General features: G+C 40.2%; 24 protein-coding genes and 1 pseudogene. All 25 read right to left on the reverse strand.

Annotated elements, in window-relative coordinates; translation table 11 throughout:
- Positions 1-15 precede the first annotated feature (15 nt).
- Positions 16-1,350, reverse strand: a complete 1,335-nt coding sequence (locus tag ACFQZ9_RS27195) for an MFS transporter (RefSeq protein WP_498946503.1) — start codon at positions 1,348-1,350, stop codon at positions 16-18.
- 191 nt (positions 1,351-1,541) lie between these two features.
- On the reverse strand, positions 1,542-3,254 hold the full coding sequence (locus ACFQZ9_RS27200) for a putative 2-aminoethylphosphonate ABC transporter permease subunit (RefSeq protein ID WP_498946744.1): 1,713 nt from the start codon (positions 3,252-3,254) through the stop codon (positions 1,542-1,544).
- A gap of 148 nt (positions 3,255-3,402) precedes the next feature.
- Positions 3,403-4,401 carry an ATP-binding cassette domain-containing protein gene (locus tag ACFQZ9_RS27205; RefSeq protein WP_498946504.1) on the reverse strand — a complete coding sequence of 333 codons (999 nt, stop codon included), beginning with the start codon at positions 4,399-4,401 and terminating at the stop codon, positions 3,403-3,405.
- Between the two features lie 109 nt (positions 4,402-4,510).
- A complete protein-coding gene (locus tag ACFQZ9_RS27210) occupies positions 4,511-5,560 on the reverse strand; it encodes a type 2 periplasmic-binding domain-containing protein (protein ID WP_498946505.1) in 1,050 nt (349 codons plus the stop codon).
- 486 nt (positions 5,561-6,046) lie between these two features.
- Positions 6,047-6,803 (reverse strand): annotated as a pseudogene (locus ACFQZ9_RS27215) (SDR family oxidoreductase).
- A gap of 60 nt (positions 6,804-6,863) precedes the next feature.
- Positions 6,864-7,832, reverse strand: coding sequence for a sugar phosphate isomerase/epimerase family protein (locus ACFQZ9_RS27220; protein WP_498946745.1), 969 nt, complete (start codon positions 7,830-7,832; stop codon positions 6,864-6,866).
- Between the two features lie 39 nt (positions 7,833-7,871).
- On the reverse strand, positions 7,872-8,894 hold the full coding sequence (locus tag ACFQZ9_RS27225; RefSeq protein WP_498946506.1) for a Gfo/Idh/MocA family protein: 1,023 nt from the start codon (positions 8,892-8,894) through the stop codon (positions 7,872-7,874).
- A gap of 10 nt (positions 8,895-8,904) precedes the next feature.
- Entirely contained in the window at positions 8,905-9,951 is a 1,047-nt protein-coding gene (locus ACFQZ9_RS27230; RefSeq protein ID WP_498946507.1) for a Gfo/Idh/MocA family protein, read from the reverse strand.
- A gap of 19 nt (positions 9,952-9,970) precedes the next feature.
- On the reverse strand, positions 9,971-10,693 hold the full coding sequence (locus ACFQZ9_RS27235) for a ThuA domain-containing protein (protein ID WP_498946508.1): 723 nt from the start codon (positions 10,691-10,693) through the stop codon (positions 9,971-9,973).
- Positions 10,694-10,713: 20 nt separating this feature from the next.
- Positions 10,714-11,541 carry a carbohydrate ABC transporter permease gene (locus ACFQZ9_RS27240; protein WP_498946509.1) on the reverse strand — a complete coding sequence of 276 codons (828 nt, stop codon included), beginning with the start codon at positions 11,539-11,541 and terminating at the stop codon, positions 10,714-10,716.
- Positions 11,542-11,585: 44 nt separating this feature from the next.
- Positions 11,586-12,860 carry a carbohydrate ABC transporter permease gene (locus ACFQZ9_RS27245; RefSeq protein WP_498946746.1) on the reverse strand — a complete coding sequence of 425 codons (1,275 nt, stop codon included), beginning with the start codon at positions 12,858-12,860 and terminating at the stop codon, positions 11,586-11,588.
- Positions 12,861-13,009: 149 nt separating this feature from the next.
- Entirely contained in the window at positions 13,010-14,326 is a 1,317-nt protein-coding gene (locus ACFQZ9_RS27250) for an ABC transporter substrate-binding protein (protein ID WP_498946510.1), read from the reverse strand.
- Positions 14,327-14,336: 10 nt separating this feature from the next.
- Positions 14,337-15,350, reverse strand: a complete 1,014-nt coding sequence (locus ACFQZ9_RS27255; RefSeq protein ID WP_498946511.1) for a LacI family DNA-binding transcriptional regulator — start codon at positions 15,348-15,350, stop codon at positions 14,337-14,339.
- Positions 15,351-15,600: 250 nt separating this feature from the next.
- Complete coding sequence (locus ACFQZ9_RS27260; RefSeq protein ID WP_498946512.1) at positions 15,601-16,599, reverse strand: PHP domain-containing protein; 999 nt, start codon at positions 16,597-16,599, stop codon at positions 15,601-15,603.
- Positions 16,589-17,392, reverse strand: coding sequence for a DeoR/GlpR family DNA-binding transcription regulator (locus tag ACFQZ9_RS27265; protein WP_498946513.1), 804 nt, complete (start codon positions 17,390-17,392; stop codon positions 16,589-16,591). The genes ACFQZ9_RS27260 and ACFQZ9_RS27265 overlap by 11 nt, the downstream gene beginning before the upstream one ends.
- Entirely contained in the window at positions 17,389-18,393 is a 1,005-nt protein-coding gene (locus tag ACFQZ9_RS27270) for an ABC transporter ATP-binding protein (RefSeq protein WP_498946514.1), read from the reverse strand. Before ACFQZ9_RS27270 ends, ACFQZ9_RS27265 begins: the two co-directional genes overlap by 4 nt.
- A 2-nt stretch (positions 18,394-18,395) precedes the next feature.
- A complete protein-coding gene (locus ACFQZ9_RS27275) occupies positions 18,396-19,175 on the reverse strand; it encodes an ABC transporter permease (RefSeq protein ID WP_198311694.1) in 780 nt (259 codons plus the stop codon).
- A complete protein-coding gene (locus ACFQZ9_RS27280) occupies positions 19,172-20,017 on the reverse strand; it encodes an ABC transporter permease (RefSeq protein ID WP_498946515.1) in 846 nt (281 codons plus the stop codon). Before ACFQZ9_RS27280 ends, ACFQZ9_RS27275 begins: the two co-directional genes overlap by 4 nt.
- Before the next feature lie 73 nt (positions 20,018-20,090).
- On the reverse strand, positions 20,091-20,924 hold the full coding sequence (locus ACFQZ9_RS27285) for an alkaline phosphatase family protein (RefSeq protein ID WP_498946516.1): 834 nt from the start codon (positions 20,922-20,924) through the stop codon (positions 20,091-20,093).
- Positions 20,914-22,014: an ABC transporter substrate-binding protein gene (locus ACFQZ9_RS27290; protein ID WP_498946518.1), complete on the reverse strand. Its 1,101-nt coding sequence runs from the start codon at positions 22,012-22,014 to the stop codon at positions 20,914-20,916. Before ACFQZ9_RS27290 ends, ACFQZ9_RS27285 begins: the two co-directional genes overlap by 11 nt.
- Before the next feature lie 245 nt (positions 22,015-22,259).
- Positions 22,260-23,669: an amino acid permease gene (gene gabP / locus ACFQZ9_RS27295; RefSeq protein ID WP_498946519.1), complete on the reverse strand. Its 1,410-nt coding sequence runs from the start codon at positions 23,667-23,669 to the stop codon at positions 22,260-22,262.
- A gap of 314 nt (positions 23,670-23,983) precedes the next feature.
- Entirely contained in the window at positions 23,984-24,457 is a 474-nt protein-coding gene (locus tag ACFQZ9_RS27300; protein ID WP_498946520.1) for a DinB family protein, read from the reverse strand.
- Between the two features lie 69 nt (positions 24,458-24,526).
- A complete protein-coding gene (locus ACFQZ9_RS27305; protein ID WP_498946521.1) occupies positions 24,527-25,219 on the reverse strand; it encodes an LrgB family protein in 693 nt (230 codons plus the stop codon).
- Positions 25,203-25,580, reverse strand: a complete 378-nt coding sequence (locus ACFQZ9_RS27310) for a CidA/LrgA family protein (RefSeq protein WP_498946747.1) — start codon at positions 25,578-25,580, stop codon at positions 25,203-25,205. Before ACFQZ9_RS27310 ends, ACFQZ9_RS27305 begins: the two co-directional genes overlap by 17 nt.
- Positions 25,581-26,010: 430 nt before the next feature.
- Positions 26,011-26,358 (reverse strand): 2Fe-2S iron-sulfur cluster-binding protein, encoded by a 348-nt coding sequence (locus ACFQZ9_RS27315; RefSeq protein ID WP_198311702.1) that lies wholly within the window; start codon positions 26,356-26,358, stop codon positions 26,011-26,013.

A 26,358-nucleotide genomic window follows, 5' to 3' on the forward strand; every position in this document is an offset into this window, starting at 1 on the left:
AAGGTAAAGGTTTCTTTATTTATTAGCCGCTTTTTGGAGCGATGGTTTCGATTGTTTTCTAGGCTTATCTAATTCTTTATCACTCATGGTTTTCATAAGACTAACACAAATAAGGGACATGACTCCGAGAAGCATCAAATAGAGTGCAGCTGGAATCCAGGAACCATGGAAAGCGGTAACCAATGATGTGGCGATTAACGGGGCGGTACCACCAAAGATGGCAGCGCCAAGCTGATAGCCCATTGAAATACCAGTATAGCGAACTTCTGCACGAAACATTTCAGAAAACATGGTGCCTAAAACAGAGGTGATGATTGACCAGATGGCATATCCGATCATAACGGCAATGGTTAATAAGAGGATTGATTTTTTTGAAAGCAAAAAGAAGTAAGGCATGGAAAATAAAATGACACTGATTGTCCCAATAACGAATATTTTTTTCCGGCCAAATTGGTCAGATAAATGACCCATGGTGGGAATCATGACCAAGGAAATCAGTGTACCAATGGTTACAGCATTTAAAACAGGGCCTTCAGGCATCTTCAGTGTATTGGTCGCGTAGGAAATTCCAAAGGTTGCAAAGATATAAAAGGGTGCGGTCTCGATTGCCTTTGCGCCAGTTGTTAAAATCACTTCTTTCCAGTGATTTTTAAAGGTGTCCGCAATCGGCAATTTGGAGACGGTTCCTTCATCTTTTGCTTTTTGAAAATCAGGTGTCTCTTCTAAACCATTCCGAATCCACAAGCCAAGGATTACCAATAATAGACTCGCAACAAACGGAACTCTCCAGCCCCATGCAAGAAACTGGGCATCCGGCAGCAATCTCATTAAGGAGATTGTTCCTGTCGCTAAAATCATCCCGACGGCTGCACCCATCATCGGAACACTCCCGGCAAACCCACGCTTCTTTTTCTCGGAATATTCCACTGCTAAAAGGACAGCGCCTCCCCATTCACCGCCAACGGCAATCCCTTGGATGAGTCTAAGAGCTACTAGCAATATCGGAGCCCATGGACCGATATTGCCATAGACTGGTAATACTCCAATTAGCGCAGTGCTTATTCCCATGATTCCAAGGGTTAAAACCAAAGATTTCTTTCTTCCAAGCCGATCGCCGATATGACTGAAGATTACTCCTCCAAGCGGACGAAAGAAATAAGGAATTCCAAACGATGCCAGAGAAATTAAAAGCCCTACGGTTGGATCGAAGTTTGGAAAGAAAAGCTTGTTAAAAACGAGTGCAGCAACTGTTCCATAGAGAAGGTAATCATAATATTCGATTGAACTCCCTATCAAACTAGCAACTAATGCTTTTACCCTCACCTTCTTTGAATGAACTTTTGTCGACATATACAACCTCCTGTTTTTCTGGGACTAAGCTACGTCTGCAAGCGCTTTCGTTACGTATCTTGTAAATAAGAATATCACGTTTTCAGATAATTGTGAATAGTTTTTTCGATATTTAATTGGTTTTTATTTGTTTTACTTGGTACTTTTTATAAAAAAAAGATGTAGAGGCTCTCTACATCCACAAGATTTTTTTATCGCTGCTGCCATGCCTGCGTTCGTTTTCTAATTTTCTTGGTAGCAAATTCATAAGCGACCCGAACGAAAATATTGGTGAGAACAATGATGAAGGACATAGCAGCTGCAGGGGCAGTATCTCCTGCATCTGTCATATTAACAATCGAGATCGAAGCAAGCTTTGTATCCGCTGTGTAAAGGAAAATGACCGCAGAGATTGTAGTCATTGAGTTAACAAACAGATAAATTCCAATCTCCAAAATAGCTGGAAGCGACATTGGAACCGTTACATTGAAAAATGTCTTATAAAAAGGAATATTCATTGATTCAGAAACCGGCTCAAATTCCTTGTCTAATTTTTTCAAGGCAGTGGTTGCCGTAATGAGATTGACCGAATAAAAATGGATAATATTCGCTATGATGATAATCATAAACGTTCCATATAGGGATTGAAACGGATTAACAATCGTCAGCCCCCAAAAATGAAATTCCGGTTTATTAAAGAAAAAGATATACGCTAACCCAATAACAAGTCCAGGCAATGCCAGCGGTAAAATTGATAAAAAGTAACTTACCTGCCTTGTTACCTTCATAAACCTTGTTTTTTCAATGAGATAGGCCCCAAAGAAAATGACCATCGTACCAATAATAGCGGTAATAAGCGATACATAAAGGCTATTAAAATAAGGCTCAAGCCCATTCCCGGAGACGTTTTTAAAAGTTAAATGCTCGAGCGTCAATGAAAAATTATAGGGCCAGACCTTCACAAGGGAAGCAGCAATGATGGCACCGATTAAGGATAAAACACCTAAGGAAATCAAAAGGCAATATACAAAGTAAGCCCTGTCACGCCAAGGATTTTTCTTAATTTTATAGGAAACAGATTTTGAAGAAAACGAAGCACTTTGTTTCCTTTGCATCATTCGGTCAGCAAGAAACGCAATCAAAGCCGGTATGATTAAAATAATCCCAACGGTTGAACCCATGCTTAAATTCTGCTGTCCGACCACCTGCTTATAAATATCCGTTGCAAGCACATTGTATTGAGCCCCAACAACCTTTGGCGCCCCAAAATCTGTAAAGCTTAAAATAAAGGCTACAAAAAAGGCACTAACCAAACCATATTTAATACTGGGAATCGTTACCGTAAAAAACTTCTTCATTTTCCCTGATCCAAGTGTTTCCGCTGCTTCATAAAGCCTGTAATCCGTAACAGATATCGCCACCATTAAAATTAAAAACGCTTGTGGAAAGGTGTAGATGACTTCAGAGATTACAATTCCGACAGGCCCATATAAATGGATATCCATTCCGACAGGAGTTCCAAATATTTTTTCAAAAAAGCCAAAAAAGCCTGTTGTGAATACCCCTTTATTACCAAATAAATAAATCAGCGCAATTCCATGCATCATCGTAGGGGCAAACAAGGGGAGAAAAGCGATATATTTAAAAAAACCCTTCCAGCGGATTTGCGTCCGGGTTAATGCATAAGCATAGAAAAATGCCAGCACTACCGAGATTACTCCTGTTAAAATTGAAATATTTAAGGTATTGTACATGGACTGAACGAGAGATGGGGTTTGAAAATAATGAACAAAATTGACAAAGCCGGCATATGCTCCATTTTTATCCTTAAGTGCTTCAAAAAATAACTGAATTAACGGCAGGACAATTCCAATAATTAGTCCTAATAGCATCAGGACAATTAATGATTTATGAAACCATTCCATTTTACCGGTCTTTTGGCGGATTTTCTTTCGATGTACATTACTTTGTACTGGAACCTCTGGTGGATTTATTACTTGTTCCTCACTAATCAACATTATCACCTCAGCATTCTTTTCCACCTCTACCTGATTGCATATTTACCTGAACCGCTTAGGCATATGTAACGAGATGGTTGTGCGGCAGCTCTGCATTCAAAACACTTTCTTTATCAATATTTAGCTTTTTAATTACTGAGGCGGATACATCGACGGCTAGTAGTCCGTCCTCAACCTGATAGTTCGGATCGGTAATGTCCAAAAATAACCGATAAAAAGCCCCGCGAAATTCCATCGCTTTTACAACCGTTTGAATACTAGTGTGAGAGGGAGTTTCCATAATTTGAATATGTTCTGGCCGAATGGCAGCGGTTGTTCCCTCATGAGCAAGCATATTGACTGTTCCGATAAAATCAGCAACAAAAGGTGTTTTCGGATTTTCATAGATTTCCTGTGGTGTGCCGATTTGCTCTAATCTCGCATTGTTCATCACGACAATTTTATCCGCCATTGTCAATGCTTCGTCTTGATCATGCGTTACCATAATGGTGGTGATTCCCAGCTTTTCTTGTAATTTACGAATCTCAATTCGCAATTTTAGTCGAACCTTTGCATCAAGAGCTGACAATGGCTCATCTAAGAGCAGGAAGGTTGGGGATAACGCCAGCGCTCTTGCTAAGGCAATCCGCTGCTGCTGACCTCCGGATAATTGCGCTGGATAACGGTCCTTAATATGCTCTAAATGAACAAGAGAAAGTGCTTCACGAACTTTTTCGTCAATCACTTTTTTCGATAGCTTCTTGTTTTTAAGTCCATAAGCAATATTTTGGTAGGCTGTCAAATTGGGAAATAAGGCATAGGATTGAAAAACAATTCCAAAATTTCTTTTTGAAGGAGGGGATGAAGTAATATCCTTTCCTTCTAGTAAAATTTTCGAACCAAAATTTGGTTCCTCGAGGCCGGCAATAATCCGCAGCAACGTCGTTTTCCCACAGCCGCTCGGCCCTAGTAAACAGACAAATTCTTTTTTGCTAACTGAAAAATTAACATGGTCAAGCGCCACAAATTTCCCGAAGGTTTTCGTTACATCTTGGATATCCAGCAGCTGTTCCATTTAATGACCCCTTTCTGTTTTTAGATTCAAATCGGAAAAGAAAACTTCGCAAAGTATATGAATAATCCAACTTTGCAAAGTTTTCTTTGCTTTTAAAGATGGTTAAACGTTACTCTTCTTTCGGTTCACTCTTGGAATCATAACGTTTCGTCCATTCTGCTAAAATAGCCTCCCGCTGTTTCCCTGCCCATTGGAAGTTGTTTTTAATTAATTGTTTATCTAGTAGATCTTGAGGATAACCATTTGGCAGCGGGTTACCTAGGTCCTCTGAGACAACGGCAAAGTTTTTATTCACCAGCTGCAAGAAATCCTTTGTTGTTACCCAATCCATAAAGGTTTTAGCTGCCTTTTTGATTTTTGGCTTCTTAATGAGTGCGGTTGCTTCCATTTCCCAACCTGAACCTTCTTTAGGGAATACCACTTCGACTGGTGCACCTGACTCTTTTTCCTTAAAGCTTGGGTAGTCAAATGAAATCCCGATTGGAAATTCTCCCTCTCCTGCTTGTTTCGCCGGCTTTGAACCGGAATGAGTATAAATACCGATATTCTCATGGAGCTTATTCATATAATCCCAGGCTTGGTCTTCGCCCATTAGCTGTAAAAGTGCTGATACTGTTAAAAATCCAGTACCACTTGAAGCCGGATTTGGCATGGAAATGAGTCCCTTATATTTTGGATCTAATAAGTCTTGATAAGATTGTGGGATTGGCAGGCCCTTTTTCTTTAATTCAACGGTATTAACCGCAAAAGTAGCCATATATCCATCCATTCCGACCCAGTGTACAGGATTTGCTGTATCCTTAAAGGTCGGCATAATTTGGTCGATATTTTTCGGGTTATATGCTTCTAGCAAACCAGCCTCATCGAGTGGAATTAAGCTGGTGATTCCTTGACCCCAGACTACATCGGCAACAGGATTATCTTTTTCCGCTAACAGCTTCGCAGCAATAATACCGGTTGAGTCTCTAACCAGCTTTACCTCAATATTCGGATGGACCTTGTTGAATAACTCGATATAGGCAGGAATTTGGTTATCTTCAATTGCCGTGTACACCGTGATTTCCTCCTTTTTCCCTCCTGATGAACTTTTCGAACTGCATCCGGCAGCAAAAATGGAAAAGATCAGAATCGCACTCATAAGTAGAGCCAATTTTTTCATTTAAACAACCCCTTTTTAATTTTTTATGGTTTAAAAGAGAAGTGCACCCATTATTGGGAAAATGAAGGATCTGGAAGAAATGAGTTTTTTAGATGAATAGTTTCGTGATTGGGATTCATGCAGTGGTTGGAATTACTTGATTTCTTCTGGTAGACAGAAGGTGTGAGCGCTTACAAATTCCTACTAAAATCTTAACCTGGTGCGTCAAATTGCCTAACTTCTGTTAGTTTGCTAAACATGTTCATCCCTCTTTCTATTAATAGATGTTTAAATATTCTTAATATTTAAACTAAATATAAAACGAAAAACAAGTAATTGCAACACATTTTATTTGTTTTTCCTTTTTTCTTTTTGTTCTGTCATACTTTTTCTGCTCTACTAATAATTTAATAGGTATTGTCTAGATACTAAGTGAAATAATGAGCAAAGTGCCAGGCACCATGTGAATTTTTCACATAGCGCCTGGCACTTTCTACTCTATTATGATTAATTTCTCAAAAAACCTCCTTCTGAATGGATGACTTGGCCGGTAATCCAGGCTGCTTCTTTTGATGCCAGAAAGGCAACTATTTGGGCCGCATCCTCGGGATGGCCAATCCGGCCCATTAAAAATTTTCCCGTTAGAATCGCTTTTATATCTTCTGTCATCCAACCCGTATCGGTTGGACCGGGATTAACGGCATTCACGGTAATTCCCAGTGGTGCTAACTCTGCAGACAGGGTGATTGTAAAGGCAGAGATGGCACCTTTCGTCGCAGCATATGCCAGCTCACCGGGCATCGGTCCTAATCCTTGACCGGATGTAATGTTAATTATCCGGCCAAAAGACTTTCCATTCAGTTCGAAATGTCGGGCAAATTCGCAGCAAAGCAGGAAGGTACTCCTCATGTTCACTGCATAGTGCTCATCAAGACATTTTGCAGTTAAGCTCTTATACCCATCCCTCTCAGAATGCGCCGCATTATTTACGAGAATAGTCGGGCACCCTAGTTCCTCAAGGACACTGTCCATTATTTCGGAAGCAGCATTTGCTTTTGCTAAATCAATCTCCTTATGTTTAGAGTTGACTCCCAACCCACGCATTTCTTCCTGAAACCTATTTGTCCAATCCCATGCTGCTCTCCAATGAGTAAAAAAATAGATCGGCCCCGCCAGCGGCAAGCTTACGGCAAATCGCAGCACCAATGCCCAATTCGTGACTTATTCCCGTAACAATAGCAATTTGGCCTTTTAGTTTTGACATAACAAACCTCCTCTTTAAAAAATAACAGGCCCGCTTTAACTATAGCGAGCCAAAACAATCTTATACCCACCACATAGAAGATGGTTTTTCTTCAATCAAAACAGCTTTTAAGTTGCGAACAGCCCGCCTGAATCCCTCTTCAATGGACATTAATGGATCTTCATGTTCAATACTGACAACATAATCATAACCAAATGTTCTGAGTGCACTCATCATGTCGGACCAATCCTGCAGACTGTGACCGCAGCCAACTGAACGGAAGGACCAGGCCCTTGTTTGCACACTTCCATACGGTTGCATATCAGTAAGACCGTACATATTGACATTTTCCTGATCAATATACGTATCTTTTGCATGAAAATGATGAATGGCCTTTTCTTTACCAAGGATTTTAATCGCGGCAACCGGATCAATCCCTTGCCACCACAAATGACTCGGATCCAAATTCGCACCAATCGCTTCACAGGTGTGTTCCCTTAGCTTTAACAGCGTATAGGGGGTATGGACGAGAAAACCGCCATGGAGCTCAAGACCAATTTTCACATTTCGATCCTCAGCAAATTTCCCCCATTCCTTCCAATAGGGGATAAGCTTTTCTTCCCATTGCCATTTTAATACTTCACCATATTCACTTGGCCACGGGGCAACTGGCCAGTTTGGATATTTTGCACCTTCATGGTCACCAGCAGTGCCGGAAAAACAATTTACAACGGGAACCCCCATTAATTCTGCCAGTTGTACGGTCTTTACATACGTTTCATGTGATGTTTTAGCAAATTCCCTATCAGGCGAGAGCGGATTACCGTGACAGCTAAAGGCACTAATCGTTAAGCCTCGTTTATCGATCTCTTTCAGATAGTCTTCACGCTTCTCCTTGCTTTCAAGCAACCCATCAAGGTCGCAATGGGCGTTACCGGGATAGTTCCCGGTCCCAATTTCTACTGCATTTAGACCGGAATCTTTCACATAATCAAGCATTTCTTCAAATTTCTTTTCGGCAAACAATACCGTAAATACACCAAGCTGCATACTGTACTCACTACCTTTCAATTAAAAATAAATCCTGCCCTATATCTGACTGCTCCTATAGATTTCTTCTATGACTTGGGATACTCTAACTGCTTGCTCAGGTTTTACCACCAGCTCAGCGTGCCCAAGACAGGCCGCAATAAAATTCTCTGCTTGAGGGCGATCTGGCTTATCTTCTCCAGGAATCCAAACAGCTTGACTATTAAACAACATTCCATGTTTGGCATAGTTCAAACGAAGAGGAAAAACTTCTAAGCCGCCTTTGTCACCGGATATGCTGACATTTTCAACAACATCTTCCTTAATATTATTCGACCATGATGTTTCAAAAAGCATTGATGCACCGTTTGCAAATTTGATATAGGCAGAAACATGATCATCGACATTGAAAGTTTGATGATCAAATGACCCCCACTGGTTTACCTGTCCAGCGGTTTTACTTAAAGCATTGTATACAGTCCCAGAAACCTCTATCGGTTCTACATCCCCCATTAACCAAAGTGCCAAATCAAGGAGATGACAGCCATAATCAATTAAGCTGCCACCCCCTTGTAATTCTTTATTGGTAAAAACACCCCAGCCCGGCACTTTACGGCGGCGTAATGCCTGAACGCGAACTACTAGAGGGTTGCCAATTTCACCTGCTTCGATGATATTTTTAGCAGCGAGAGCTTCTTTCATAAAACGGTAATGATAGGCAACAGCTAAAACCTTTCCTGACTTTTTTGCGGCTGATTCCATTTGCTGGCATTCTGCAACGGTCAGCGCCATTGGTTTTTCACATAGGACATGCTTTCCAGCCTCAAGAGCTGCAATGGTAATTTCTGCATGGAACTTATTTGGTGTACAAATTACAATAGCATCAACATCGCCAAGCATTTCTTGATAGGATCGATACACTTTAAAACTATTAAACTGCGAAGCAATCTGTTCGGCTCGTGCATGATCAACATCATAGACTCCCACGATCGTGGTCGTTTCACTTAATTGCAGGAAGGTTGGAATATGGCGGGTGACCGCAATTCCGCCGGTACCGATAATCCCAATTCGTAGTTTACTCATCTAAAACACCTCATTTAGCCACGGACTTTGTGCCAAGCTTCACGAATTGTTTCGTTTCATTGGATTTAAGGGCAGCTAAAATGACCTGTAAAGATTTCATTCCCTCCTCACCCGAAATCGCCGGCTCAGTATCTTTTACTATACTGTTAACAAAATTCTCAATTACATGTGAGCTATTCTGTCCTCCTTCCTCATTTGATTGGATTTTCCCTAGTTCATATTTAACGGTTTCTCCATTCTTATATTGAACAATCAATGAGAAATTAGGATCCTCCTCCAATCTTAGAATCGCATTTTCTCCATAGATAATCGTAGAATTATCTTCCTTAGACACATAGGACCAGCTTGCCGCAAGTGTCCCGACGATTCCAGATTCTGTTTTCAAAATACAAACCGCATTATCGTCAACATCGATATTCGTTTTTGCACTTGTTTCGACGAATGAGGCAACCTCAACGATTTCCTCGCCAAGTAAATAGCGGATTAAATCTGTTTTATGGACACCGAGGTCACCCATCGCACCAATAAATGCCTGTTCTTTTTTGAAAAACCAGCTGCGCGCTCCATCTGCACTCCATTTTTCAGGACCTGGATGGCCAAATGCCGTTCTAAAGCTGTAGATTTTTCCAACTTCCCCGGTCTCAATTAGTTTTCTGGCTTTTACATGTGAAGGAACAAAACGTTGATTATGAGCAATCATAAGTTTTTTTCCGCTAGACTTTGAGGCAGCAATCATCGCTAGCGCTTCTTCGTTCGATGTAGCCATTGGCTTTTCACAAAGAACATGCTTGCCTGCATTTAATGCAGCGATGGAAATCGGAGCATGTAGGTAATTAGGGGTGCAAACGGATACAGCATCAATCTCGGATTCTAAAAGCAATTCCTCAAAATTAGTAAAAGCCTTCGCCCCATATTGACCACCTATTTCTTCTGCCCTTCCCTTGACAATGTCACACACTGCAACAATCTGAACCTTTGAATTGGCACCATATTCCGGTAAATGACGGTGCCTGGCAATACTTCCGCAACCAATAACGGCAATTCTTAATTTACTCATTTGCTTTCCTCCTCTTTCGTTATTTTACTGAAATCGTTTCTAATGGTTTGGCACTCCCATAAACAGGTCGATTTCGTTTCACCGGCTCTGCCCATTTCACCGCATTTGTGATCACTTTTTGAATATCAGGATGATGGTAGGTTGGATAGGTTTCATGACCAGGTCGAAAATAAAAAATCCTGCCATTCCCACGATGATAGGTACAGCCGCTGCGGAATACCTCCCCGCCTTCGAACCAGCTGATGAAAACTAATTGGTCTGGCGCGGGAATATCGAAATGTTCCCCGTACATTTCTTCCTTTTCAAGTTCAATCGTTTCACCTAAACCATCTACAATGGGATGGCTAGGGTCGACCACCCAGATTCGTTCCTTATCATCTGCTTCCCGCCACTTTAAATCACAAGAGGTACCCATTAATTTTTTGAAAATCTTTGAGAAATGTCCGGAATGAAGGATAATTAAGCCCATGCCATCCAGTACACGCAGATGCACTTTTTCAACAATCTCATCGGCTACTTCATGATGGGCAAGATGCCCCCACCAAACAAGGACATCCGTACTTCCTAGAACCTCATCCGTTAAACCATGTTCCGGCTCATCCAATGTTGCGGTTTTCACATCAAACCCAGCATCAGATAAGAATCCGGCAATCGCACCGTGAATTCCTTTCGGATAAATTTCTTTGACTACAGGATTTTTTTGTTCATGGCGATTTTCATTCCAAACTGTCACATTCACCATTTTATTCATCTCCTAATCTACTATTCTTTCACAGATCCACTCGTTAGCCCGGAGACAATTCTCCTTTGGAAAACAAGGACCATGATCACAAGCGGAATGGTTACAATTACTGTTGCAGCGGCAATCTCGCCCCATGGAATCGTAAACTGGCCTTGGAACATCGCAATTCCAATCGGCACAGTTTTATATTTTTCATCCGTATTGATGGTTAGCGCAAATAAAAACTCATTCCAGGCTGCGATAAAGACAAGGATAGCAGTTGTAAAGATTCCCGGTACGGCAAGCGGCATGATCACTTTCCAAAAGGTTTGCATTAAGGAAGCACCGTCAATTTTAGCTGCCTCCTCTAGATCCAGCGGTATCTTTCTAAAAAAAGTCACTAAAATCCAAATCGAAAGCGGAAGTGTAAAGGTCGTGTAGGGAATAATTAACCCTAAGTAAGAGTTTGTAAGACCAACATTTTTCAAGAAAATATAGATCGGTGAAATGGTTGCGATTTGCGGAAACATGGATACGGACAAAACGATTCCAAGGATTACGGTTTTTCCTTTAAACTGTAGTCTGGCAATCGCATAGGCTGCAAACGAAGCCACAATAATGGTATAAACGGTTGTAACGGTTGCAACAACGGTACTGTTCCATAAATAATGTAAAAATGGGTGCTTTGCAAAAACAGATATGTAATTCTCCAAGGTCGGGTGTGCCGTGTAGGGAGTAAATGCTTTGTCTCCAAATAACTCCGAAGGCGGTTTTACGGAGCTGATCAGCATCCATAAAAACGGAAACATGACAACAAATACAAACCCAACAAGAAACACATAAAAGAATGGACTCGCTTTTTTCTCCATGTTAAACTTCCTCCCTTAAAATTTGCTGTTCAATTAAATCTCCCTTACCTGTCATTTAATAAATCCCTGCCTAAAAACTTGATATAAATCATCGAAATAATTGCTACGCAGATAAATACAATGACAGAGAGGGCTGAACCGTGACCAAAATTCGTTTGAGAGAACATGACTTTATAAGCGAGAATTGAAATCGTTTCTGTAGAGTTAGCAGGTCCACCGCCGGTAAGAACATAGACTAAGTCAAAAACACGGAACGCATCGAGCGTTCTAAACAAAAGAGCAACAAGAATACTAGACTTTAAAAGCGGTAAGGTAATTTTGAAAAACTGCTTCCATCTTCCAGCACCATCAATCGAAGCTGCTTCATAGAGGGATGACGGAATCGTCTGCAAACCAGCCAATAGCAGCAAGGCCATATAAGGAGTGGTCTTCCATACATCTGAAAAAATCACGGAAAACATCGCTCCTGTATCGGTTACAAGCAGCTTTTCCATTTTATCTACCAACCCGAAGGTTTCAAAAAGTTTCGCAACGATACCATTTTGACCATCATATAAAAACTTCCACATGAGAGCAGATACGGCAGTTGGAATCGCCCATGGAATCAAAATACTAGCGCGAATGAGCCCTCTTCCAAAAAACGCTTTATTAATTAAAAGGGCAATGGCAAGTCCTAAGACTAATTCCACAAAAACAGAAATGACGGTAAAGATAGTTGTATTTCCCATTGCCTTCCACATGCGTGGACTTGTTAGATCGTCCTTATAATGTTTTAAGCCGATAAAATTCGGTTCAATGATTGCATCCCCATACCCTGAGGCTAAACCAAGGAGTTTTTTCTCTTGTGTGAAATTTACAGTTTTAGAGATTTTGAGTAACTCACTGCTTACGGACTTAGCTGTTTTATTCAACTCTTCGGCCGTTTTCTTGTCTATCTTGGCTAAACTAAGCTCGCTTGGTACTTGCTCAAAATTCATGAGTTTATCATTTACAGTTTTATATTGCTTTTTGAGGTTGGAATCACTTTGGAGTTTTTGGTCTAGTTTTTGCAGGTTTTCTTTAATGGCTGTAAGTTTATCGGAAGCATTTCCCTTCGTAATTTCAGTATTAAGTGCCCCAATAAAAAATGGAAAGTTATTAAGATATCGTTCAAGATCCACCTGATAACTTAAATGTACTTCTGATTTAGCAGGATTGTTTAATTTTAAATCGAACAAGCTGAAGTAAAAGGATTGGATTACCGGCCAGATGGCGATTAGAAATATTAAGATCAAAGCAGGTGCAACGAGATAATAGCCTGCTGTTTTTTCTGTAAACATGCCTTTACGTTTCTTTGGTGATGCAACTGATTTTATCGCTGGTCTATTTTGGGATTCAGGATTCATTCTCAGGGCTTATCCCTCCTTTGGCTTTTTGAGGAAAGGGATTAGCCTTCGCTCCTGAAGGCTAATCCTACTTCTAAAAAAACTTATTGTCCCATCTTTTCCTTCATCTCTTTTTCCATATTCTTCACTGCTTGTTCAACTGTTAACTCGCCGGCAATAGCTTTTGAAACATTAACTTGGATAATCTCAGATATTTCAGGATAGTTTGGTGCAACTGGACGTGAAATCGCAGCACTTAGGCCATCAACAAACCCTTTGTCTGCAAATGTAGGATTGGCTTTTAAAATTTCCGGATCTTGGTATAGCTTGGTGATCGTTGGTGCATGACCGCCGTATATCGCGTCAATTTTTTGTCCTTCTGCACCTGCCATAAACTTCAAGAATTCCCATGCTTCTTTCGGATGTTTGGAATACTTGTTAATCCCAGCCATCCAGCCGCCTAATGCTGCTGCAGAGCCTTTGTCACCTGCCGGAAGCGGCGCTACGCCAACTTTACCCGCAATTTTAGATTTTGTTTTATCGTTTGCACTGGCATATTCATATGGCCAGTTGCGTAAAAATACTGTTTGACCTTCGATAAAGGCTTGGTCAGACTCAATTTCAGTAAAAGTCGTTACGTTTCCAGGTACAGCATCTGATTTAGCAATCTCAACTAGTTTTTTCAAACCTTTAATGGCCTGAGGGCTATTTACGGCAACTTTACCGTCTTTATCAATGAAGGCACCACCGTAAGATCCAACAAATTCTACAGCATTACAAACAAGTCCCTCATATTGCTTGGATTGAAACACGTAACCAAATTTCGTGTTCCCTTGACCTTTTTTGGCCTTAGCTTGTTTCAATAAATCATCCCATGTTTTTGGGACTTCATTTGGTTTTACAAGATCTTTTCGATAGAATAATAGGCCAGCATCGACAAATTTTGGCAATGCCCATTGCTTCCCATTAAACTGGGCAGCACCTAAAGCACCCTGATTGTATTCATTTAAATCAATTCCATCCTGCTGGATAAAGCGGTCGAGTGGAAGGACATATCCTGCCTGGGCGAATTCGGCAGGCCAAATAACGTCCATATCAATGACATCAATTTCAGAAGATTTTGCGTTAAAAGCCGTAATATAGGCATCATGTTGCTGACCGGTATCGGAAGGCATTTCCCGGAACTCTACATCAATATTAGGATGGGATGCTTCAAAGGCTTCCACCATTTTGGCTGTTCCCTGTGTAACATCCTTTCCACGAGCATAGATCAATTTCACTTTTTGCTCAGAAGCCGGTTTATTTTTGTCATTAGCCGGCTTTTCCTTTGTAGTTGATGCGGAGTCTGAACTACAAGCAGCTAGGGCCAGTGATAATGTGGCAAATACAGCTAACAGTTTGGCTTTTTTCGACTTTTTCATGTTTTTCCCCCTATTTTGAAATCGATTTCAATTTTGACATGGTTGAATCTCTGATTACCAAATCAAAAGGTAATAGAATCTCTAGGTGGTTATCTTGATTTTTATGGGCAATGGCATCTATCATCACATCCATTGCTGTTTTTCCCATCTCTTCAATGGGCTGTCGGATGGTTGTCAACGCGGGTTCGACAACATGGGCAATGGGTTGATCATCAAAACCAATTATTGCGATATCGTCCGGAACCTTTTTTCCAAGCGCCTTCGCTGCCATGATCATTCCCGCTGCTACTTGATCACTGCCAGTAAATACGGCTGTTGGCCTGTCCTTCATATTCATGATGGTTCTCAAGGTCCTTTTTCCATCCTCAATATCGTAAACATTGGAAAATACCCATTCTTGGTGGATCGGAAGACCATATTCCTCCAACGCTCTCCGATAACCCGCTTGGCGGTCCTTTCCAAGATTACTTTTATCACCGTTTGTACAAGCAATTCGTTCATGACCTTGCTCAATTAAATGCCGTGTCCCTATGTAACTTGCCTCCACTTGATCCATTCGGACTACCGGCACCTTTGTTTGTCTTTCATATTCATTACATAACACCATAGGACCAAGTTCTGCATATGGCTCAATTTTTTTCCATTCATTTTCGTACGAGGTTAAGATTAATCCATCCACCTGTTTTGTTCGTAATAACTCGAGAAAATCTAGTTCCTTCTGTTTGCTGTATCTCGTTTGGCAAATCAGTAACTGAAGATGATTCTGAGTTGCGACCATATCCATCGCTTCCAGCAGGTACGCAAAAAACGGGTTTGTCAGAACTGGAACTAAAATGGCAATGGTATCTGTTTTTTGATTTCGCAGTCGCTGAGCAGTTGTGTTTGGGACATAATTTAATGCCTCCATTGCCTCACGAACCAATCTCTTTTTATCCTCCGTTACATTTGGATGATTGTTGAGCACCCTTGAAACGGTCGCTCGTGAAAGCCCTGCTCTCTTTGCTACATCGGCAATTGTTGCCAAACAAATCCCCCCTTCTCCCCCCTTTATTCAAGTTGGTTTGAGCGTTGAAATCGATTTCAACCAATCGATACAACTCCACTTTAATCCATTTTGAAATCGATTTCAATATATTTTTCAGAAAAATTTATAAATTCATAATTGTTTAGTAATCCAAAATAATTCATTGATATCGGAAAATTACTTAGTGAAAAATTGAACACAGTGCCTGGCACCAATGTGAATTTTTCACATGGTGCCAGGCACTGTGTCATCAGCCTAGTTGTTTCATAATTCTTTTCCCTTTTTCAAAAGTAGCAATTTCTTTTATCCCTTTCTCCAAAAGTGTTTTTGTGTTCAAATCAATATAGGCACCGATATCATCTGGAAAATGCGAATCAGATGAGGTGGTAAAGCGAACACCTTTTTGAATTAATACATCTAAAAAGGTTCGACTAGGACACATTTCCTTAACAGGATAGCGATAATATAAACCGGCATTTATTTCTGTTGCTGTATCCGTTTCCACCAGAGCTTTGGCGATTTTTTCGTAATGACCCAATAGAAGGCTTTCCTCCGGACGATAATTGAACACCTTTAAGTTATCCAAATGAGCAACAAAGGAAAAAAGCTTACTGCGGATTGCCTTCTCTACTACATTGAAAAAATCCTCATAAAGGGCTTCCAAATGAAACTCAGAAAATCGCTGCTGCGTTTCTGGATTGTCGAAGCCCCAACCATACAGATAATGAACGGAACCAATCACATAATCCCATTCGTTAGACCCAAGCAGTTCCTGCAGCCACTCCTCTCCCCCGGGAAAATAATCCGCTTCAATTCCTAAACGAAGAGTAATCCCTTCTGCTTCCCAGCGTTGTTTCGCATCCGCAATCGCCCGAACAAAATCCTCCATTGATTCTGTCATCACTTGGTCCAGCCATTTTCGCTGCATCTTTCCAAGGGCGGTTTCCCCTAAATCCAAATACTTTTCAAAATACGGCCTTGTTTCTTTAAAACGATACAAGTGATCGACAATCCCTACTTCCCGCAATCCTTTTGTTTTCGCTTCTTTTAAATATAAATCAATCCAAGAGGAGTCATACGATCCCTTTTGGACACGCTCAGTTAAACGCGCCATACTTTGATGCAGCCACTCAATTGTGTGAGCCTTCCCATCAATGGGGGAGAAATAATTCATGGCCCTATTTGTCCTGTCAAGCCAGCGAAATGAATAAGGCCCCTCTTCTAAATGCAAATGATAATCAACCTTCATCCAAGTCCCCACCTTCTACACGCACCCATTGTAACCTCTGATCCAATTTGTTTTGTTTCCATGCTGTGGGCATCTCTTTATCACAAATGATACAATCGACCGTTGATAACGAACAAATCTTATAAAAGGACTCGTGATCTACTTTTGAGGAATCTAGAAGAAGAAATACTTGATTGGCCCGTTCAATCATCGTTGATGAAACCAAACATTCTTCAAAATCAAAATCACTTACATCATCCATTGTAATGCCGCCACACGATAAAAATAATTTGTCAAATCGGAACCCCTTCAACATTTTACAAGTCATAGCTCCGACAATTGATTTTTGGGTTGGATTGGTAATACCGCCAAGAACAATAATTTTCCCATCAAATTCTTGGTTCTCTAAACGGGTATTTAACTCTTCTGCCGCTGCCAAGGAATTCGTCACAATTGTTACGTCTTTCACACCAGAAATCGCTTTTGCAAGATGAATCGTGGTGGTACCGACATCAATCATTATCGTATCCCCATCTTCGATGAACTCAGCGGCTTTTCTGCCAATTGCCTCTTTCGCACCCGTTTTAACCTTCATTTTTTTTGCAAAGTGAGGTTCCTGATTGTTTTGATGATATTTTATTGCTCCACCGTGTACCCTTTTTAATTTCTTCTCTTTTTCCAATGTATCTAAATCCCGTCGAATGGTCTCAGGAGCAACTCCCAATTTCTCTGCAAGCGAGGCTACAAGAACCTTTTTTTCACGGTCCAGCTGCTCCAAAATGTATTGCTGCCGTTCATTTAACATAACGCTCATGATAATGGAATCACATCCTTTCTATGAAGATAGAGTTTTTGGAGTTGATTTCTTTGCAGACTCGCATCATTTTTGTGTAAATGATCCGCCGTAACCGTTACTCCATTGGCATCAAGTTCGTAACGTGTTATATTTCCGAGCATCATGGCAGCTTTAATTTCACCTGAAATTTCATAGGCCTCGTGCAAAGGGTCTGTACTGAATGCTTCCGGTCTAATCGCATACAAATTATTTGAAAAAGTCTCCATATTCCCAAATAATTTTGATAATTGCTCACCTGTTAGAACATTGTAATTTCCAATAAATCTTGCAACAAATTCGTTTGCCGGGCGGGTATAAATTTCATGCGGAGTACCGCTTTGAGCAATTACTCCATTATTTAAAATATAAATATAGTCACTTACTGCCATCGCTTCTTCCTGGTCATGGGTGACAAGAACAGTAGTCATATTAAGCTCCTGCTGAATCGTCCGCAGCTGTTTTTGTAAATTTTTCCGAATTTGTGCATCAAGGGCACTGAGAGGCTCATCGAGCAACAAAACTTTCGGTTCGGTCACAAGGGAACGTGCGAGTGCCACCCGCTGCTGCTGTCCCCCTGACAACTCACGCGGATAGGATGCTTCCTTTCCACCCAATTCTACTAATTCAACAATACGTGCCACTTTCCTTGTAATCGTCTGCTGATCAAGCTTCTTCATTTTTAAGCCAAATTCGATATTCTCTTGAACTGTCATATTAGGAAACAATGCATACGATTGAAAAACCATCCCCACTTGCCGGTCTTTAGGTTTTGCATTTGTCACATTCTTACGGTCAATATAAATCAACCCTTCTTCAGGCGTTAACAGACCGGCAATCGAACGTAATAGTGTACTTTTTCCGCAGCCGCTCGGACCTAGCAAGGTAACGAATTCCCCCTCATTAATCGAAAGGTTGATCGAATGTAACACAGTTTCTTGATGAAACGATTTTTTTAGATTTTCGATCGTTACAAAACTCATATTTAGACAGTCTCCTTTTTGGTACGAGTCGCTTTCACCATAATCGCAGAAAGAATACTAATTAACACAAAGTAACAAACGACTATAGCACTTGCGATATGCCCGCTTTGGTTTAATTTTTGATATAAATAGACTTGGACTGTTTCGAAGCTGCCTCCCACTAATAGATTCACCAGGACGAATTCCCCGAACAGGATGGAAAACGAAAGCAAAGCGGATACAAGTATTCCCGACATGATGTTTGGTACAATTACTTTCAAAAATGCCGTTAAACGGCTTGCACCCAGCATTTCTGCTGCTTCCATTAAAGATTCAGCGTGAATGTTTCGCAAGGAATTCCGCGTCCCCTGGTACATATAAGGAAGAATCCCTACAAAATAGGCCCCCATGGTCACAACTACCATCGAAATACCGCTATTTGAGTAAGCGCGGATTAAACCTACCGCCAAAATAATTCCCGGCATGGCATACGTCATTACAATCAGTGACTGAATTAATTTTTCTAATTTTGGCGCATAAAGAACAATCGAAAATATCGCGGGAACCATAATCACTAGTGTAATAATCGTTGAACCTAAAGATATGATCAGGGACCGGCCTAACGAGCTTAAAAAACGAACATCGCCAAATAGATCGAGATACCATTTAAAGGTCATTCCTTCAGGAAGAATTGTTTTGTGCCAGGAAGTAGCAAATGAATAGAGAAACGTTCCTAATAGCGGGACCAATAAATACAGGAGGACGATTGTAATTGTAATATAATGATAGAATGGTTTTTTCATGATAAATCCCTCCGTATTTTTCTGGTTAACCATTCATTAATTAGCAAGGCAATCACTAAGGTAACTCCTAAAATACAGGCAACTGCGCTCCCCAGCTCCGGTTTTGCAAAAATATCACCGGTTGTTAAGGCACCAATTCTAATGGTAACGAGATTATACGTACTTCCAGCCAGGGCATAGGCTGAGGCATAAGCACCCATGGCATTGGCAAACAGAATACTAAAAGTTCCGGCGATACTTGGGCTGATAATTGGAACCCCAATTTTCAGCCAAAATTGTGCGGGTGAGGCTCCGAGCAGGAAGGCAGCCTCTTTCCACTGGGCTTGAATTCCTTGATAGATGGGATAAAGCATCATAACCGCTAGAGGCAATTGGAAATAAACATAAATAAGGACCATTCCCGACCACGAATATAAATTAAAGTGACTCAGCATGTCCCAGCCAAAATATTTAAATAGCAAGGTAAATAATCCGCTGTTTCCTAATAAAACAATAAATGCAAATGCGAGTGGAATCCCCGCAAAATTTGCGGTCATATTGGCAAAAACTAAAATACGATCCTGGATACTTTTAGAAAAAAGAGTGATCGAATAGGTTGCGAGCACAGCTAGAATAATGGCTATTAGACTCGAAAAAAGTGATATTAAAATACTATTTTTAAAGGCTTGATGATAATAAACATTTTTAATAATTTCTTTATATTGATCAAAGGTAAAACCTGTTCCCCCATTCCCCTGAAAGCTGCTTAAAATCATAAAAATTAGCGGGACAAATAAAAAGAGAAGAATGATGAGAAAAAAAGGAATGATACTGGCAATCAACATGCCATTAACACGTTTCAATCGGAAAACTCCTTTCTAAAAACCGCAAGCACGGTGATTTTAAGGGAACTCATTTTTACGAAGAAACGCCTTCTTACAAAGAAGGCGCCCCTTTTAGGATTGGTATGGATAGCTTTTGCATCGCCGCAGACGGTTGAATCGACAACAATTCACATGCTAAAGGCGCAATCTGCAATTGTGGTAATTCCTCTTCATATATTCCTGCTTTTACTCTTTGACTAACAATAAACAAAGGTACATCACGATCGGCCGCAGTCGTTCCCCCATGCTGGCCGTCATCATTCATCCCATGATCAGCCGTAACGATAATTTGGTATCCTGCTTCCAGCCATTTTGGCAGGACACTTGCTAAAATCATATCAACGGCAATCGCCCGATTTCGATACTGCGGAGAATCGGCCGTAAATTTATGGCCCTCATCATCAATATTCATCGAATGAACATAGAGGAAATCTGGTCCATATGATTGAAGAAGATAATTAGCATCGGCAAATAAATGCGAATCAGGATAATGGTCCTCCCAGTAGAAAATTCCTCTTTCAATCGGTTTCTGGCCATCTAATTGAATCCGATCAGTACTTGGATTAAAAGGAGCTGAATTATAAAGTTCACTTACCCAATAATAAGATGCCGTTGCATTTTTCAGTCCATTTTTCTTTGTTAAGTGGAATAAACTTTCTTCATGTGACAACCTGACTGTTTGATTGGTGGTAATTCCATTTTTAACGACAGGAGTCCCGGTTAGTAACACCTCATATAACGGGCGTGATAGACTCGGTAACTCCGACTTCACCTTAAACCGTGAAGCGTTTCCTTTTTCTATCAGATGATGCATATAGCCCATCTGGCTGCTAGCAGTATCATAGCGTAACCCATCCAACATGATAAAAATAAGCTTATTTGACATTAACAAGCACCTGACTTTGCCATAAATCTAATAATTGTTGAACTGTTTGTTCCCACGCCTTCATATCTTTTACCGGTCTTACATTTTTGTACATTTCATCCGGTAGAAGCTTTGCCTTGGCATCCTCCGGAAGTTTTACATTTTGACGAATTGGTCGTGCGTATCCTCGTGCTAGATTTGCCTGCCCTGCATCTGAGAAAATATATTCTCTAGCAAGTTTGGCGGCATTAGGATGTTTGGCATATTTATTAATAACAGAAGCATAACCTGACATCACGGATGTTTCTTCTGGAATGACCACATCAAAACGATTCGGATCAATTTGGTCACGGTATCCAAGACCATTAAAGTCCCAAACTAAAGCAACGTCGACCTCTCCTTTTTCTAACGCGGTTAACTTAGGATCCGTTGTGACTAAGCGGCCCTTTTTAGCTAAATCTTTAAAGAAATCTACACCCGGCTGGATGTTTTTTTCATCTCCACCATTAGCAAAGGCAGCAGCCAATACAGCAAATTGGGCCTGGCTTGCTTTCAACACATCTCCAACCGTTACTTTATAATCGCCATCCACTAAATCCTTCCAGGTTTTTGGTGGGTTTTTGACGTTTGTTTTATCTGTAATGAAAGCGATGGTACCCGTATAGCCCACCATCCAGTGTCCCTCATCATCTTTGGCCCAATCTGGGACATCATTCCAATAAGAGGTTTTGTATGGAAGCGTCAAGCCCTTTTCTTTTGCAAGCGGACCGAAGTTAATCCCTACATCACCAATATCAGCGGTGGCATTATCCTTTTCTGATTCAAATTTTGCAAGTTCCTCTGCGCTCGACATATCGGTATCGGTGTGGTTAATTTTGTATTTCGATTTTAAATCGTCCCAAGTTTGTTTCCAGTTTGCCCATGCATCTGGCATTCCAACTGAATTTACTTCTCCTTCTTTTTGTGCCTTTTTCGTAATCTCCTCAATGGAAAGATTCTTGCTGCTGTCATCCTTTTTTGTCCCCGATGATGATGAACTAGAACATCCTGCAATAAGTGAAACGGATAGTAATCCAACCGCAGCCATCTTAAACAGTGACCTTTTCCCCATAATCAATCCCCCCTCATGTTTTTCTATGCCTTTTTGGTTTTGTTTTGCACTTTAAATCGTACCGAAACAAAATAAAGCCGATATGAAACAAACATGAATATTTTGTAATACTTTATTAAGAGATTGCAAAGAATATTCAAACTCTTAAAAATAAAATAACCAAATCAAGAATGAATGAGCTTAAGAAAGGGGAAAAAGGCTCAGGAAGAAAATACCTGAGCCATTAACATTTATACGAGTAGGATTTATGTTTTAATTGTCTTAGAGGTAGAAATGTCGCTGTCATCGATTTCAGCAGCATCGCCTTTTTTGCCGCGAATGAAGAAATAAGATGCAACTACGAGTACAGCAATAAGTAAGGTTAACAGTACTTGTGAACGCATGGAGTCAATAAAGACCATTGCGACTAAAATGGCGATAATCCCTGCGATGGTCACATAGGTTAAATAAGGGAATAACCACATTTTTACCTTAAGAAGCTCAGGATTCTCGCGCTGGACTTTACGTCGCATTTTTAAATGGGAAACAGCAATTACAAGGTAAACTAATAGGGCTATTCCCCCTGAAGCATTTACTAGAAAGAGGAAGACTTTATCAGGTGAAAAATAATTGAAGATGACACCAATGTAAGCAAAAACCGTTCCAAAAAGCACTGCATTTGCCGGAACACCTTTTTTACTAAGCTTTAAGAACGCTTTTGGTGCATCCCCTGTTTTCGCCATTCCATACAACATCCGTGAATTGGTATAAAGGCCTGAATTTAAACAGGAAAGGACTGCCGTTAAGACAACAAAATTCATTATTTGTGCTGCCGCAGGAATTCCAACATGCTCAAGGACGGCAACGAATGGACTTTTTAAAAGATTAGCAGAATTCCAAGGAAGCAAGGTAACAACAACTGCAATCGATCCGATATAAAAGATAAGAATCCGCCAAATAACACTATTTGTGGCAATTCGAACGGCTTTTGCAGGTTCTGCGGATTCCCCTGCGGCAACAGCAACAATCTCGGTACCCATAAACGAGAAAATGACCACCGTAATTCCAAGAAGAATGGAACTGATCCCGTGCGGCATAAATCCACCTAAGCCAGTTAAGTTAGAAGCCCCTGGAGCTGTCACGCCGGGCATAAGACCAGATATAACCGCGAGACCAACGATTAGAAACAAAGTGATGGTTGCAACTTTGATGAAAGAAAACCAATATTCAAATTCACCAAAAGATTTTACAGAGTAAACATTGGTGAGGGTTAATAAAATCGTTAAAACTAAGCTTAATAGCCAGGCTGGGATATTTGGGAACCAGTACTGTATATTGGCTGCTCCTGCTGTTGCTTCGATCGCAATTACGATCACCCAGAAGAACCAATAAAGCCAACCTATGGTATATCCGGCCCATGGGCCGATCGCTTCACGTGCATATGTAGAAAAAGATCCACTTGTCGGATTAACAGTAGCCATTTCCCCAAGCATCCTCATGATGAAAATGACAAGCAGCCCGGCTAGTCCGTAAGAGATAATCGAACCAGGGCCAGCAGAGTGGATAACGGCACCACTTCCCATAAAAAGGCCAGCACCGATTACTCCCCCGATGGAAATCATCGTAATATGGCGAATTTTTAACTCTTTTTTCAAATTCTCTTGGTTTTGACTCAAATTCAACACACCCTTTGTCCGAAATTTAAAACTTTTATGTTTCCTTTATTTCGACAAATATAAATCGGGAAGTATCACCTACTTTCTACTACAATATTATTTTACCAACGGTGGAATCATTTGGAATGCGACAAATATCCCAACATTCCAAATTGTTATTCTTTTTAAATATTATATCCAAGTGAGAAAGCGCATTCATTAGACAAATTGTAAAATAATTCTGCAGGAAGATATGACAAAATGGAAAAAGGGCATCAATGTCTGATGCCCTTTTGTTTGTAATTTATTATTAATTGAATAGAATTTACTATTAATCATTTGTTAACCATTCTAAGGAAAAAGATTAAATCGGTAGAAACACTATTATGTCCGAGTTGATGGAGCACTGCTGAGGCATTCCCGCGATGGTAGGTCCCATGATTGCTGAGGTGTTCAATGATTTCGTAAAGCTCATTTTGAAAAAATTCACCTTTTGAATTTTGATACGAAATTTTTCCTTCTATTATATAAAGTTGGTTGAATTGGTGATGAAGTTGATCAAATGCTTGAATGGCCATGGACGGAATATCAAATTTTATCGCTTCTAAAACGGGTGTTTTTTCACCGGAAATTCGTTTCAGCCACATAGAATCAACAGAATAAATATGTTCAAAAATGGCTGCAAGTGACGGAAAAATGCTGTTAACTTCTTTAATAAAAACCTCCTCATCTAATTGATTAATATGTTCTAATAGTGTACGGTTGGCCCAGTGGTGGTATTGAAGTTTTGTTTCCATTGATAATAACATCGTTTCCCCTCCTTCATCAGGAAATAGACTAACCTAATTGTATATGGGAAATCATGGTTTATGCAATCTTTAAAGATATAGCATTATAAGAAGAGGTGTTAATAGTGACATCACCACACCTGCAATGATCATCGCAATACTTCCCATCGCACCCTCAAATTCCCCCCACTCAAAGGCACGGTTGGCTCCTATTGCCTGTGCTGATGTCCCTAATGCTAGTCCTTTTGCAACACCACTTTTGATCCGGGCGTGTTTTAAAAGGAGTGGACCGATGATCAGTGAAAAAATGGCTGAGGTGAAAACAAAAAGGACTGTTAGTGATGGAATTCCTCCAAGTGAGTTGGAAATCGACAGGGCAATAGGAGCGGTAACTGATTTGGGTAGTAAGGAAACCATGATTTTTTGGTTTAAATGGAGTGCTTTTGTTAAAAGAACAATTGAAGCAACGCCCAATACCGTTCCAGGAAACACAGCCGAAAGAATAACCGGTAGATATTTTTTTATGAGAAGAATCTGCTTATATAAAGGTACGGCAAGAGAAACAGTGGCTGTTCCTAATAGAAGTGAAAAAATCCCCGTCCCGGAAGTATAAATCTTCATATTCATGTGAAGCAAAGACAATACACTAATAATAAAAACTGTCACTGTATATAATGGATTTAGCCAAGGCTTACTAAATTTTTGAAAAACACGTACACCTACAATATAACTTAGTAACGTGATCCCAGTACATATGAATAAACTTTCAATCCATTTTTCCACCTTGTTTCCTCCTTTTTGTTCTTGTTTCTATGGTTTCTGCAATAACTGCAGTTGCAAGCAGGACAACCAAACTGCTTATTGCCAGAACCACGGCAAGCTTTGCTCCCTCCAATTGGAAAATCCCAATACTTTTCCATATGCCGACAGTAAATGGAATAAATAGCAGTGTAATGTGCTTAATATGCAATTGGGCAATTGCTTCTACCCACTTGAGTTCACAAACTTTAAAGTTCAGGGCGAGAAATAAAAGAAATAATCCCGCAACGCTTCCTGGCATTGGAAGTTGCAACCATGATACAATACCATTCCCAATTGAATAGAACAGTAATAGTGTGAAGAATTGAACAAAATAACGAATCATCAACCTAATACCTCCTTTAAGCCACATGATTAAATTCGTTTAATTTGATTTAAGTATGCCATATCGGAGGATGTGAATCTTAAATTATGGAAGCTTTCATAACATGGAAATTTCATTTCTGAGCAAAAGTATGTAAGATAACCTAATTAAAATAATAAAAAGGCGCAATATGCGCCTTGTTTTCTTTTATGAATCATTTTACAAGTTCCTTCTGGTTTTTTTGAAGACGGAATGGTTTATGCGCAAAATACACCTTTGCAATAGCACGGTTATCACAAGCCGAGCATTTTATTTGATATGATGCTTTACTAATATGGGGAGTATCCATTAATGCAATAATTTCCTTCATATGACTGTTACACACCCACATAAGATCACCCGCCAATCCTCATAATATTAATCTACTAGAATACAAATTTTAGAGTAATAGCTAAACCGAAGTTACTTCTTTTTGAAGTTTATCTGGCTTTCTTTTAATTACCTGCTTTGTCACCTCTTCATCCCAGGATAGGGAGACATCTCCGTTGGTTACAAAGGTTTGGCACCCAAGGCGATAGCCTTTTTCAAGCCATTCTTCCCCTAATTTTCTTTTTTCTTGAATTTTTACTTTATCCAGGTATTCTGCTCCTTCAATCGCTTTAAAAACACATGTTCCGCAAATTCCTCCGCCGCAACGGTTTGGAAGTTCTCCGTCATAGCGAAGAGACATTCTTAAAATATTCGAATTTTCCGGCACCTCTAATTGTTTATCATTGTTAACAAAATGAATTTTCGGCAT

This window comes from Neobacillus sp. GCM10027624 (genome assembly GCF_042675345.1).
Taxonomy (GTDB): Bacteria; Bacillota; Bacilli; order Bacillales; family Cytobacillaceae; genus Neobacillus; species Neobacillus cucumis_D.